Raw genomic sequence first — 13864 nt, forward strand, 5'->3', positions numbered from 1 at the left:
ACTGCGGATTTCGTGAGAATATGAGTGAAGAGTCAACCAAGCCTCATCGACGAAGTCGATTTAAAATGGCTTGGTTGATGCATTCTTGAATTGTTGATTCAAGAATGCATGTTTTTTTCTAAGTAGGACTGTAAGCCGGGTTATGTCGTGAATGATCATCTATCTAGGACTGCCGTCACCGACAGCCTCAAGCGACCCACCTGAAAGCGAGTCGGGCAGACTCATAGCTTTCTTTTCGGTCTTGCTTCGGATGGGGTTTACATGGCTACTGATGTTACCACCAGCACGGTAGTCTCTTACACTGCCTTTCCACCCTTACGCCAGCAATATAGTGAGGCGGTCACTCGGAAAGCAAGCTTTCCTCGTTACGCGGCATTCGCCGCATAACTATGTCAATATGTTGCAGATATCATGCAAGCATGAATCTGCTCCATCTTGCCATAGCCACCCGCCTCATTGCTAACGCGGTATATCTCTGTTGCACTATCCTGGGAGTCACCTCCACCAGACGTTATCTGGCATCCTGCCCTGCGAAGCCCGGACTTTCCTCTCCCATGCCCTTTCGTCTGCATGGCAGCGATCATTTGTCCTACTTAGGAACATTATTATAACACAGTTTAAAAAATATGAAATATATCTTTTTTTGCAAAGCATCGTAACCCACGATAAAAAACTTAAAAAAACTCTAAACCGGAACAGAAAATCCATTGTACTTCCTATTCATCAAAAAAGAGCCCTAAGGCTCTTTTTAAGTGGATGTATTACTAAAACTGCTTATTTAACAACTTCTTCAGCAGTTTTTTGCTTAAGAAATTCAAGTGCATCAATAGCTGACGTATAATAACCTGCAACTGTCTGGGCTTCAGGAGCTAAAGATTTTAGCGCTTTAGTCTTCAAAGTTTTAAAATATAAAATTGCACCTTCTATATTACCGGTATCAATTGGCCTGTCATTGCAATAAATTGTTCCTCTTGCAGTATCATATTTTGCCAAATCCTTTTTGCTCACAGGTTGCATACCCATGGCAACCGCCAACGAATTGATTGTTTTAGCTCTGTCGTAGGTCGTCATTGTTACGTTCTCCCTCAAAATCCAAACTATAATTCTTCTGTACTAACACAGCGAAATTTATTTTACTCTACGCCTCGTAAAAGTAAATGGATTTTAAGCGAAGAAAAAGTGAAAAAAATGTGTATAATCTGTGTGTGTAATTTTGTTTCAATCAAGCTCTTGATTTCGTAAAATATGTATTCTTGAATCAACAATTCAAGAATGCATCAACCAAGCCATTTTAAATCGACTTCGTCGATGAGGCTTGGTTGACTCTTCATTCATATTCTCACGAAATCCGCAGTATATGCGGATTTCTGAAATTTAGTTCAAGATGTCATAATATTTTATTGTTGCCTCTACTCCATCCTGCACACCAAACTTTGGTTTCCACCCAAGTTCCTCAAGTTTTCCGGAATCAAGCGCCGAGCAGTTCATCATGTTATAGCTTTTCTTTTCACAATCATCCGGATTTTCAAATACAACCTTAACCCCGGCTGCCTTTGCAATGGTCTCAGCCAGATATCTGATTGTAACTATTGAATCCTTATTGGAAATATTGTAAGCCTGTGCAGTTTCCCCATGAAGCAGAATTGTCAAAAGAGCTGATGCGCTATCCAGAGTATAGCAATAGGACCTGACCTGTTCCCCAGCGCTCTTCATGACTATATCCTTACCTGCTGCCGCATTTTTGGTAAAAACAGCTGAAGCTCTGCTGTCACTTTCAGTGATTCCCGGTCCATATGAATGGCATGATCTTGCAATGACCACATCGACTCCAAATTCCCGATTATATGAAACGCACATAGTCTCTGCCGCTCTTTTGCTCATAGGATAACAGGAACGTGGATTCAATATATCCACATAGCCATAATCATCTTCCTTGTACAAATTATCAAGCTTATCTCTGCAGCCTTCACTCTCCGGCTTTTTATTTCCATATATTTCCCCTGTTGAAACAAACAGCACTCTGCTTCCATCCGCCTCTTTGGCTGAATCGAGTACAGTCTTTAATCCGATAAGATTACTGAGCATTGTTTCCACAGGTTCAGATGACATTTTGGCAGGATCGGCATTACTTGCCCCATGTATGTAAAAATCAGCTTCCGGAAGAAAGCTATTAGCCTTTACGGCATCAAATCCCGCAAAATCAAATTCTTCCGCCGACAAAACTCCGGCAAATCTGTCAATAACTCTCTCTTTATTTCTGCCTGCCAGAATCAATTTAATGCCTGCATTTCTCTCTTTGTTTAAAAGAGCTATAATATCCACCACCGCAGAGCACAACATCCCTGTAGCTCCTGTAATGCATATTCTTTTATTAAATAACGAGGTAATGTCAGGCATGGCATCAATTACCAGCCTGACATCATCAAAATACTCTTTACAATATCTCATTTTCATACCTTAAAACAGCTTCCGCCTACAAATTCTCTGCAAATTGAATTCTTGGGAAGGAATGAATTATCAACACTTACAAAATAATCCAGAAATTTAAGCAGCCTCTTTGCCTCATAATATTCAGGTTCATTTTTTCCAATCGAGAAAAGAAGCGGTTCAGCGTACTGCTTTATGACAGCAAGTTCATATAACTGGGCTGAATTAAACATCTCATCTGCTTCCTCCTGGAACGGGAAAATATTGGCTTCTTCTCCTGCTCTTACAGAGGGCCACATATTTATTGTAGCCTTGGCACTCGCCCCTCTTGTTCTGGCATCTCTTACAATTCTGCGAAGGAGTCTGCCGTCAGTTGTAGGAATCCTGTTATGAGAATCAATGCTAAGTGTAGTAAGAGCACTTATATAAATCTTAAATTTACTGCTTGCAGGAAGAGCATAACTCATTTCTTCATTAAGTCCATGGATTCCCTCAATAACAAGGACGTCATTTTCGCCAAGCTGAAGGAAATTGCCGTTCATCTCTCTTTTACCGGTCACAAAATTAAATTCCGGCATTTCCACTCTCTCGCCGTTAAGCAGTCTTATCATATCATCATTAAATTGCTTAACGTCCATTGCTCCGAGACATTCAAAATCATAACTTCCATCAAGATGTTTGGGAGTCAGCTCTCTGTTAACAAAATAGTTATCCAAGCTGATTGGATGGGGAACCATTCCATAAGTACGAAGCTGAATGGACAATCTGTTGGCAAAACTGGTCTTTCCGGAGGAACTTGGTCCGGCGATCATTACAAACTTTATGTCCTTACGGTCATGAATCTTTTTGGCAATCTCACCGATTCTGCGTTCCTGAAGTGCTTCCTGAACCAGAATCATCTCATTTATCCTGCCTGCACATATCTGTTCATTCAGATCACCTACGTTATCAATTCCCATCATACTGCCCCAGTCGCTGGCAAGCTTCATGGTTTCAAAGAGTTTTTCTCTTGGTTCCGAAACCTTTAAGAGATTTGGGTCGACCTTCATAGGAAGTGTCAAAAGAAGTCCGTCATGAAATCTATCCAGCTTAAAATGTTCGATATATGAGGTATTGGGTAGCATATATCCATAAAAATAATCATAGAAATCTTCTATACGATAAATATTAATTTCAGAACTTCTTCGATATTTTAAAAGTGAAACCTTATCGGTCATTCCCTGCTTTTTAAAAATTTCCACCGCTTCATCAAGAGGATATACCTTCTTGATAATTGGGATAGCACTATCGATAAGTTCCTGAAATCTGTCGGAAATTCTCTTAACCAGCTCATCAGTTATCGTAACATTTCCTCTTATAGTACAGTAATAACCATTGCCTATGGTAAATTCAACTTTTGTGGCAACATCGGAATCTTTGCCCAAAGCATCTCTCACAGACTTAATCAGCATCATTACGGCTGTTCTGCGCATGGTTTTATGGCCAATGTCATCAGCAAAAGTCACAAAAGACAGTGTTCCGTCTTTCTTTACTGTTTTAAAAAGTTCCCTTATCTTGCCATTGTAAATAACAGCTGCAATCCTGTACTTATATTCAGACTGATATTCTTTTGCAATCTGTTCAAATGTGGTTCCCTTATCGTACTCTTTAGATACTCCGTTTATTGTAATTTGTGGCATAGCATCTACCTCATCATCTTAAGATTTTTTGAGCAAAAGAAATATCGGAAAGTTCTTCAACAATGTCTTTCTTTCGCTCATTATGACTTTCGTCAAGGTTTTCCAAAATGCTCTCAAGAACCTTTCTTCCATGTTCAAGATATGCCAAAAGCAAAGGCTCTTTTCTTAATAAATTACACTCCCCATAGCGGTTACATATTCTCTTCTTTGTCTGAATATCAATTTCACCACTATCAGCAAATAACGTTTCTAAAGCTTTATCATATGCACTTTTGGTGCTGTCTGTTGCATCAGATACAGACACTTTCATTGGAAAATAATATTTGCCGTCCTCAAAAACAACTCTCTCATCCGTTATCACATAGCCCTTATCCCTGATAAACTGTCTGAATTCGGCAATATCGGACTGAGGCTGAAAAACAGCTACCTTTATACCGAGATCATAAAGATTACCTTCCTCTATGATCTTCTCCATTAGCTTTCCGCCCATTCCTGCGATAACTACAGCCAAAGCTTCGCCTTTTTTGAGCTCTTTTAATCCATCAGACAGTCTGGTCGTAATCTTCATATCAAGGCCATAATCCGAAATATTTGATGCGGCAGCAGACAACGGTCCTCTCCTGACATCCATAGCTATGCAGGACTTTGCAATTTTTTTCTGTACCAGATATATGGATACATAACCATGGTCACATCCCACATCCGCAACCGTAAGAATCTCATCACCTTTTAGCATATCAGCAACAGTGATGAGCCTCTCGGACATTTTTAATTGTATGTCTTCTTTACTCATATTTAGTCAAGATAATCCTTGAGTTTGCGACTGCGGCTCGGATGACGAAGCTTTCTAAGTGCCTTTGCCTCAATCTGACGGATACGCTCACGGGTTACGTTAAACTCCTTACCTACTTCTTCAAGAGTTCTGGCTCTTCCATCATCTAAACCAAATCTTAGTCTTAATACTTTCTGTTCACGCTCTGTAAGTGTTCCGAGAACTTCAACAAGCTGTTCCTTTAAAAGAGTAAATGCTGCAGCATCCGCAGGTACAGGAACATTATCGTCCTGTATAAAGTCACCAAGATGACTGTCTTCTTCTTCACCAATAGGAGTTTCAAGTGATACCGGCTCCTGTGAAATCTTAAGTATCTCGCGAACACGCTCTACAGGCATATTCATCTCTTTTGCAACCTCTTCCGGAAGCGGCTCACGTCCAAGTTCCTGAAGAAGCTGACGACTTACACGAATAAGCTTATTGATAGTCTCAACCATATGAACAGGGATACGAATTGTTCTGGCCTGATCTGCAATAGCTCTTGTGATAGCCTGTCTGATCCACCATGTAGCATATGTTGAGAATTTGAATCCTTTACGGAAATCAAACTTTTCAACGGCCTTTATAAGACCAAGGTTACCTTCCTGAATAAGATCAAGGAATAACATTCCTCTTCCTACATATCTCTTTGCTATGCTGACAACCAGACGAAGGTTAGCCTCAGCAAGACGTTTTTTTGCTTCCTCTCCTTCGTAAATAATCTGATCAAGCTCTTTCTTTCTGGCATCTGAAAGCTCATTCTTATCCTTGTCATCAGAAAGCTCTTTTTGAGCGTCAATACCTGCTTCCATTGCCTTTGCAAGTTCAATTTCCTGGTCAGCATTAAGAAGCGGAACCTTACCGATTTCTTTAAGGTACATTCTTACAGGATCTTCAATACTGATTCCATCGGGAACTGACAGGTCGATATTTTCCATATCAACCTCGTCCTCATCTGAAAGCATCATATCATCCTCATCCGGAAGATCATCATCAACTTCCGATACTCTAAGAACGTCTATTCCTGAGCTTTCAAGAACCTCAAGGACATTGTCAAGCTGTTCCTCATTGAGATTTAAATCCGTAAAGAAATCGCTGATTTCAGAATACTCAAGAACATTTTTCTTCTTTTTGGCAAGAGCTAGAATATCTTTGATTTTCTGAGTAAAGAGCTCCTTTGTAGCTTCATCAAATTCCTGGTTTTCACCATCATCAGCTTTGTTCTCAGCTTTAGCCTTTTCACTCTTTGACGCTTTCTTAACCTTTGGTTCCTTGGAAGCCTTTGGAGCTTTTGAAGCACTCTCCTCCGAATTCTTCTTAGCTGTCTTTTTCACCAAAATCACAGTTTCCTTTTCCTCATTTGCTGACTTGGCTGCTTTCTTTTCTTCCTTGGTCTCTTCCTTTTTAGCCTTTGCTTCAACCTTGGCAGTTACCTTTGTTGTAGCCTTAGCAGCTAGTTTCTTTGTTTCTTTTGTCTCTGTTTCTTTCTTGGCCATTTTTTATATTTCCTTTTCTATTATTTTCAGTCATCCGGTGATATATCAACATGTGACAATTTTTCTAAATCTTTTTTGCCCTGTATAGTCTTGGTTAAAAATAAAGGATCATCAGGCTTTAGTTCTTTTTTCATCCTGTCATAGCCTGCTGCCTTAACACCATATATTATGTCGTGGAAAGCTTTCTTTCTCTGATCCTTCGTTTCTATCTCGATCAAATTGGTATTGAACATTTCAGCCACCTGCCGATGTTCTTCCTCATCCGTAAATCCGTCCAGAATCGCTGCCGGCGAGAAATTGCCGCTTTCCATTCCCATAAACAATTCTGTAGCCACTTTTCTGTACAGATCATCCGAAAAATCTTCCGGAGTTATCCACTTTGTAACCTTTGAAAAAATCTGAGGCTCATCGGATAGCCATGTCAAAAGAAGCCTTTGATTCTTTTTGGCTCCATCCTCCGGAGATCTTTTTTGCTGTATACCCGATTTAGGTCTTTCAACTTTCCTTACAAGACCTCCCTGCGAAGCAACACTTGTTACAAGCTTTCGCAAATCGTCAACTGCTATGTTGAACCTCGCAGCCACAGCCTCTATATAGTTTTCTCTTTCCAATGCCTCTTCAAATTCACAGAGCTTCATCGCAAGTTTTCTATGGAACTCTGTCTTGGACTGAGGATCTGACATATCATGCTCCGACTGAAGAACCCTTACTTCAAAAAAGAATGTGTTCTCCGCATTTTTTATCCTCTCCTCAAAGGCTTCCTTTCCTTCGCTTTTAATAAACTCATCCGGATCCTTGTGTGGCCTTAAATCCAAAACCTTTCCCTTAAGACCGGCTTCCTTGAGAATCCCTATTCCACGAAGTGCAGCCTTTGTACCGGCTCCATCACTGTCATAGGACAAGATAACTTCATCCGTATACCTCTTAAGGATCATCGCCTGTCCTGTTGTAAATGCAGTTCCAAGAGAGGCAACTGCCATTGTAAATCCTGCCTGATGCATGGCTATAACATCCATGTATCCCTCACAGATTATCATGTATCCCGCTCTGGAATTCTTGGCATAATTAAGTCCAAAAAGATTTCTGCTTTTATCAAAAATAGGTGTTTCCGGAGAATTGAGATATTTGGGTTTTCCGTCTCCCATCACTCTTCCGCCAAAACCAATAACTTTTTGGGATGCATCCTGTATCGGAAACATTACCCTGTTCCAGAATTTATCATGGGTTCCCATTTTTTCATCATGGGATGCAAGTCCTGCCTCTATTATCTGTCCATCGGTATACCCCAGCTTTTTAAGGTGCTTTGTGAGGTCATCGCTGGTAATATTGGCATAACCAAGTCCAAAGTGCTGCATGGTCTCATCAGTCAGTTTTCTGGACTTAAAATACTCCATGCCTTTTTGTCCGGTTTTGCCTCTAAGCTGATAATAGTAGTACTTGGCAGCTTCTTTATTTATGTCATAAAGGATCTGTTTTTTATCCCTGATAGCCTTGGCTGCAGGCGAATCGTCCTGCTCCGGAAGCTTTATCCCCGCACGCTGTGCAAGCTCTTTTACCGCTTCCTGAAATGTTAGATTGTCATATTTCATCAAAAAAGTGATTACATTGCCTCCGGCTCCGCATCCAAAGCAGTAAAACATTTGCTTATGAGCTGAAACGGAAAATGAACCGGATTTTTCATTGTGAAAAGGACACAGACCAAAATAATTGGCTCCCTTTTTCTGAAGGTGAACATACTGTCCCACAACATCCACAATGTCATTTCCCCTTCGCACTTCTTCGATGACTTCATCAGAATAGTACATTCTTTATAAAACTCCCCAAGTGTGTGGTATATAAACTTCTTCAAATACTGAAATGGCGTACCTGTCGGTCATAGAGCTTACATAGTCACATACGACTCTTTCTTTTGTCTCACCGGCATCCATCATATTCTTTAAGTAATCAGGAAGACGATCTATGTGATCAAGATAATACGAATACAATATCTTGATCATCTCCTCAACCTTCCCCTCCTGTCCTTTTGCAACAGGGTTTGTATAAACTCTCTCAAACATAAACTTTCTGAGTTTGTGAAAAGCTTCGTATACCTCTTCAGACATAAGGATGTCATCCTTATCCAAGCTGTTTGCAACAATGTCATGAATGAAGGTATCAAGCCATTCTCCATTAGTGTGTCCGATAACTTTGCAAAGATCTTCCGGCACCTGATCCTCGGTAATGATACCGCCCCTTATGGCATCATCCATGTCGTGATGCATATAGGCAATCTTATCAGAAAGTCGCACAACCCTTCCTTCAAGAGTCGCAGGTTTTAGATCCATCTCATGATTTACTATACCATCTCTCACTTCCCAGGTAAGATTCATGCCCTGACCATAGTTTTCAAGCTTTTCAACTATCCTAAGACTCTGTTCATTGTGCCGGAATCCTCCGGGGCACACTTCATTGAGCGCTCTTTCCCCTGCATGTCCGAAAGGAGTGTGTCCAAGATCATGACCAAGGGCAATGGCTTCTGCCAGATCCTCATTTAAAAGAAGAGCTTTCGCTATAGTTCTGGCGTTTTGAGAAACTTCAAGTGTATGCGTCATACGGGTTCTGTAATGATCACCGTTTGGTGACAAAAAAACCTGAGTCTTGTCCTTAAGGCGTCTAAAAGACTTAGAATACAAGATTCTGTCTCTGTCCCTCTGAAAACAAGGCCTGATGTCGCATGGCTTTTCTTCTTTTTCTCTTCCCTTGGAATTCATGCTTAGAGTGGCATGCTTACTTAAGATTTTAGTCTCGCGTTCTTCCAGTTGTTTACGAATTTTCAATTTTCGCTTCTTTCTGTGGGCCGTCTGCCATTTACTAAAAAAAGAAGCCCACAAAGATATTATTCTACGTGAGCTTCAAAAATCCTTTTTTTATTTTTAAATTTTTATCCCATCCATTCATTTTCTCTGGAAGTGTACTGTTCATTTATCCATTCAACAGCCTTTTCAAGGCCTTCCTGAGATACCTCAAAGTTTTCTGTTGTCTTAAGAGCATCTTCCGTATGTGCATAAGAATTAGGCTCCGGCCATACTGTAGCCATCAAAGTCGCTGGACCTCTTTTATCTAAAGGAGTAAACTTGACATTTTCAAGAGGTTCACGGGCAAGCCTGTATCTCATTCCCTTATAACTTCCAAAGTATGCTTCGCCGTATTCATAGTGAGACAGCGGAAAAAAACTGTTTAATTCAATTGCCATATCGTAATCCCATCAAAATCCAATCTTGCCTGTTTCTGAATGATTCACAACATAATATGCCGCATTGTCGGAAGGCTTAATATAAACCTGTATTTCTCTGATGCTTGACGGCTTGTTTCCTTTAGAAACAAAGTCCTGTTTAGCTCTCTCAATAATATCTGTTGTTCTGATTTCGTGATGATTGTACTGTACAAAAACCTCTTCCTTACAATTAAACTTAGCGGCCTTTGAGGTAATGTCATCCCCAACAGTTTTGGCTGCCTTACGTGCTTTTTCAGACTGCAGTTTAACTGCCTTTGCAGCAGGAGCCGCTTTTTCTTTTAAATCATTGTATATTGGTTCTGCTTTACCCTTTATGTCATTATAGATTGGCTCAGCTTTGCCTTTTATATCGTTATAGATTGGTTCTGCTTTGCCTTTTATATCATTGTATATCGGCTCCGCCTTACCTTTTATATCATTATAGATTGGCTCAGCCTTACCCTTTATATCGTTGTATATTGGTTCAGCTTTCTTTTTAGCTTCATCAATAACAGGCTCTGCATTCTTGGAAACTTCTTTTACAATATCCTTTATTTCCTCAACCGGTGACTTTTTTCCCATAGTTTTTTCCCTCCTATTACTTGAATCTACTCATAAATGATGCCAAAGGTCCCACTGCATCCTGAAGATCCTTTATAGCTTCATTTAATCCCTCAAAATCAATTTCAGACAGAGCCTTAACCGCATTTGTAAGTCCCTCTCCATTTTCATCAACAAGACTGTTCAAATTCTCACTGGCCTTGGTGATACTGCTTATCATAGTGTTTGCTTCGTTTAAAGAAGCCTGCGCCTGAATTGCCGTATCATTTATATGATTAAGCGTAATCCTAACCTTTGGTATGACTATCAAAACCGATACGAGCACGCACACAGCCATCACAGCAACACAAAATGTGGAAATTCTTTGAAAGAAAAGCTTTTTCTTTGTAAGATCTCTTATTTCGATCAAAACCTGATCACTTGTCACATTCTCGGTCGTGTTCTGCTCTTTGTTGTCCACACCTTCCATATTCATCCCCCCTTTTTATTCATTTGTGATATATATTATACATTCTTGAATCAACAATTCAAGAATGTATCAACCAAGCCAATTTAAATCAACTTCGTTGATGAGGCTTGGTTGACTCTTCACTCATATTCTCACGAAATCCGCAGCATATGCGGATTTCTGAAATTTAGTTCAAGAAGTCATACAACTTTATTCGTCCTGTTCATAGCTTTCCGCTTCTTCTATGCGTCTGTCAACCTCTCTTTGAACGGCTTGGAAGAAGTGTTCCGGATGACATGACTTATAAGCTTCCATATATTCTTCCCAGGTCTTGTCAAAATTATTGGCTATTACAACCTTGGGCAGATAATTCTGTTTACATTCCGTCATCCTGCTGTAGGTTTCACCCTCAACCGTTGTTTCGGAAAGATTCTGAGCATATGTATATATCGGGTACCAAGGGCCGGGGGATGGATGTGAGCCAAGCATTTCAACATAGGTCTGCGCCCCATAGGCTTTTAAGCATTTCTTGACCTTATTTGAAAGACCATCATAAAACTCAACTTCCTGTCCATCGGGTTTCATGGCATTTACACCATCTCTGCTTGTTCCAAGCCATTGTGGAAAATAAGAATATTGACAAAAATGAGATGCCTTGTATTCGGAATCATATGCCTGATTTCTCATTCCTTTGGTCTTTTTGAACAATCCGCCATCACCAATGATATAATCAACACCTTCTATTCCCCAAAATCTAAGGTTATGAACATCCTGTTCCAAAAGATCACTGACAAACTTAAGCGCTCCGTCAACATCCTCGCAGCTTTTTGTAATAGCAAGACCTGAACTGCCGTGAAAAACAGTTCCGGAATTGTGCCACTGATTGGTAATGTCTTCCCTTATTGTTATTGGCAACGGCACATACTGACACCCTTCCTCATCAAGGCCGGCAAGCTTTATGGCATCCTCAGCATAATATGCAAAATCCCACCACTGATCCACCATTCCCAAAACTCTTCCGCTTGACAATTTACTTATATATTCGTCATAGGTCTGCTTGTAAAATTCAGGGTCTACAATCCCTTTTTTATATTCTTCATTGAGCTTTTTGAAATACTCGGCTGCAGTACCTGTAGTGTTGTAGTCGATAACCTTCCCGGTATCAGGATCAACTATTGCAACTCCGTCATTGGGATATCCATCAAGGAACTGTGGTGCATTTTCAAGACAAAAATATCTCCAGTCATCGCAAAGAATGGTATATGGAATTATGGCAGAGCCGTCAGGCATTGTAGCATTAGCAGCATAGTACTCTTCTATAAGATCAAAATACTGATCCAAAGTGCACACTTTGGGGTATCCTGCCCACTCCAAAACTCTTGTCTGAATCCAGAAAGCCTCATCAACATGCACGCAGACTCTCTCTTCTCCATAAGTACTGGAAAATTGAGGAATCCAATAAATGTGTCCGTCACTTTGTCTTAGCAGATCCCACGTTCTTTCATCAAAAAGCTCTTTTATCATGGGATATTTATCAATGTAATCATCAAGCGGCACCAAGGCACCGGCTTCATACAATCGGACAGACTCTTCTCCGGCATCTATGAAATCAGGATACTCTCCACTTGCAATAAGTTCATCAATAGCATCGGATGCTGTCCTGTTATCCAGCCACGTTTCCTCCACAACGACTCCCGTAATATCACCTATTTCTTTTTTTATATCGTTGTCCTTAACCGTTGCTGTTCCCGGCACTGCAAAAAAAGCAGTAAATTCCTTGTAGTTCTTATCAGAGTCTGCCATATCATCAGTATTATCCGATGATTTTTTTACGGTAGTTCCGGCAAATATTACTCCAATCAAAAGAATGATCGTAACAATCCAAATTGTTTTACTCATATTCTGCCTTTCCCAAGTAGTCAGAAACTTTTATCAGACAAGATCAAGTATCTCAAGAGGATCACTGACAAAAGCATTTGAACCTGCACCAGCTTCAATAAGCTCTTCTTTAGTCCTAAAGCCCCACAGACATGAAATACAAGGAATCCCCGTGTTAAGTGCTGTCATGTGGTCCACATCAGAATCTCCTACGTATACACAGTCTTTTTTATCCACAGCCAAAAGCCTCATAGCTTCAAGACACTCATCCGGCGCAGGTTTTCTGTTTAAGTCTTCTGTAACTCCAACAGCCACATCAGCAAGACCGTTGAAATATACATTTTTAAGCTCCTGCACGCCGTCCATAGACTTATTGGATACAATCGCAACTTTATAGCCACGTTTTTTAAGTTCTCTTAAAAGTTCAACAATATGCTCATAAGGCCCTGTTTTAATATTGCAGTGTTCAACATAATATGCCTCATAATCGCTTAAAATCTTATCGAACAAAGGGTTCTCTTTTCCGCCGACAATAGCTCTCTCAATGAGCTTAACAGCACTGTTGCCCACAAAATGCTTGATCTCATCAAGAGTTCTCTCCGGCATTTGGTACTTTCTTAAAATAAAATTCACAGAATCGGTAATATCCTCAATTGTATTAAGGAGCGTGCCGTCCATATCAAAAATAACTGCTTTGTACTTCATCTTATTAAGTCCTTTTTCAAAAATCTCAACTTAATAATTCTATCATTATTTTGTTTTGCAATAAAGAAAAAAGGAGGGAATTCCAAGTTTTTAAGAGACTCTTGTACCAAAAGTAAAAAAAATTACTTATATACCCGCGAGCAAATGGATTCCTCGGGCAAGGAATGCAAATAGCTGCTTTTTACCCAAAAATAAACTGCCGCCTCGGGTAAGAAAAACAAATAACACTTCTTTACCCGCGAATAAACTGAAGCCTCGGGTAAGAAAAACAAATAACACTTCTTTACCCGCGAATAAATTAATTCATAGGGTAAGGAGCGCAATTAGCTGTTATTTACCCGTGAATATTGAATAAGCTTGGGTAAATATGCGGAAAATTGTTTTTTTACCCAATGGCTGGTAGGAACATTGGGTAAAAAACAAGAAAAATGAATTATTGCCCAACGAATTCTTTGACGGACACTATAAACTACTACCTATAGAGTGGACACATACCAATTCACTTTAGACCCACTTTCATGTGGTAATACCCATTTAAAATACAGCCTAAAATCTGTTTTATACATTTTTTTGAAGGCAATACCGTGTTTTCGGACAATTGTGTTA

At 40.0% G+C, this 13864-nt stretch carries 12 protein-coding genes and 1 other RNA gene; all 13 read right to left on the reverse strand.

The genetic code is table 11. From position 1 onward, the window contains the following. Positions 1–115: 115 nt before the first annotated feature. The 13 genes from rnpB to J6O61_RS09550 all read right to left on the reverse strand — a co-directional run bounded on the left by rnpB (position 116) and on the right by J6O61_RS09550 (position 13258). An RNA gene (gene rnpB / locus J6O61_RS09490) (RNase P RNA component class A) lies at positions 116–596 on the reverse strand. Positions 597–774: 178 nt separating this feature from the next. Then, a complete protein-coding gene (locus J6O61_RS09495; RefSeq protein WP_292212345.1) occupies positions 775–1071 on the reverse strand; it encodes a hypothetical protein in 297 nt (98 codons plus the stop codon). Between the two features lie 303 nt (positions 1072–1374). After that, positions 1375–2448 (reverse strand): NAD-dependent epimerase/dehydratase family protein, encoded by a 1074-nt coding sequence (locus J6O61_RS09500; RefSeq protein WP_292212347.1) that lies wholly within the window; start codon positions 2446–2448, stop codon positions 1375–1377. Positions 2449–2450: 2 nt separating this feature from the next. Continuing rightward, positions 2451–4106: a nucleoside kinase gene (locus J6O61_RS09505; protein WP_292212350.1), complete on the reverse strand. Its 1656-nt coding sequence runs from the start codon at positions 4104–4106 to the stop codon at positions 2451–2453. Positions 4107–4119: 13 nt separating this feature from the next. Next, on the reverse strand, positions 4120–4899 hold the full coding sequence (locus J6O61_RS09510; protein ID WP_292212353.1) for a class I SAM-dependent methyltransferase: 780 nt from the start codon (positions 4897–4899) through the stop codon (positions 4120–4122). Positions 4900–4901: 2 nt separating this feature from the next. Further along, positions 4902–6074 (reverse strand): RNA polymerase sigma factor RpoD, encoded by a 1173-nt coding sequence (gene rpoD, locus J6O61_RS09515; protein WP_334299803.1) that lies wholly within the window; start codon positions 6072–6074, stop codon positions 4902–4904. Between the two features lie 365 nt (positions 6075–6439). Beyond that, positions 6440–8218 (reverse strand): DNA primase, encoded by a 1779-nt coding sequence (dnaG, locus tag J6O61_RS09520; RefSeq protein WP_292212360.1) that lies wholly within the window; start codon positions 8216–8218, stop codon positions 6440–6442. 3 nt (positions 8219–8221) lie between these two features. Continuing rightward, positions 8222–9229: a deoxyguanosinetriphosphate triphosphohydrolase gene (locus J6O61_RS09525; RefSeq protein WP_292212363.1), complete on the reverse strand. Its 1008-nt coding sequence runs from the start codon at positions 9227–9229 to the stop codon at positions 8222–8224. A 104-nt stretch (positions 9230–9333) separates the two neighbouring features. Continuing rightward, positions 9334–9645 (reverse strand): hypothetical protein, encoded by a 312-nt coding sequence (locus tag J6O61_RS09530; RefSeq protein WP_292212365.1) that lies wholly within the window; start codon positions 9643–9645, stop codon positions 9334–9336. 12 nt (positions 9646–9657) lie between these two features. Continuing rightward, complete coding sequence (locus tag J6O61_RS09535) at positions 9658–10248, reverse strand: DUF6465 family protein (protein ID WP_292212367.1); 591 nt, start codon at positions 10246–10248, stop codon at positions 9658–9660. Between the two features lie 16 nt (positions 10249–10264). Beyond that, positions 10265–10696, reverse strand: coding sequence for a hypothetical protein (locus J6O61_RS09540; RefSeq protein ID WP_292212370.1), 432 nt, complete (start codon positions 10694–10696; stop codon positions 10265–10267). A gap of 189 nt (positions 10697–10885) precedes the next feature. Further along, the gene (locus J6O61_RS09545; RefSeq protein ID WP_292212371.1) at positions 10886–12574 is read right to left on the reverse strand and encodes an extracellular solute-binding protein; all 1689 of its coding nucleotides are present in this window, start codon (positions 12572–12574) and stop codon (positions 10886–10888) included. Positions 12575–12607: 33 nt separating this feature from the next. Then, entirely contained in the window at positions 12608–13258 is a 651-nt protein-coding gene (locus tag J6O61_RS09550) for an HAD family hydrolase (protein ID WP_292212372.1), read from the reverse strand. Between the last annotated feature and the right edge of the window lie 606 nt (positions 13259–13864).

It is taken from the genome of Butyrivibrio sp. (assembly GCF_017635265.1).
Lineage (GTDB): Bacteria > Bacillota > Clostridia > Lachnospirales > Lachnospiraceae > Butyrivibrio.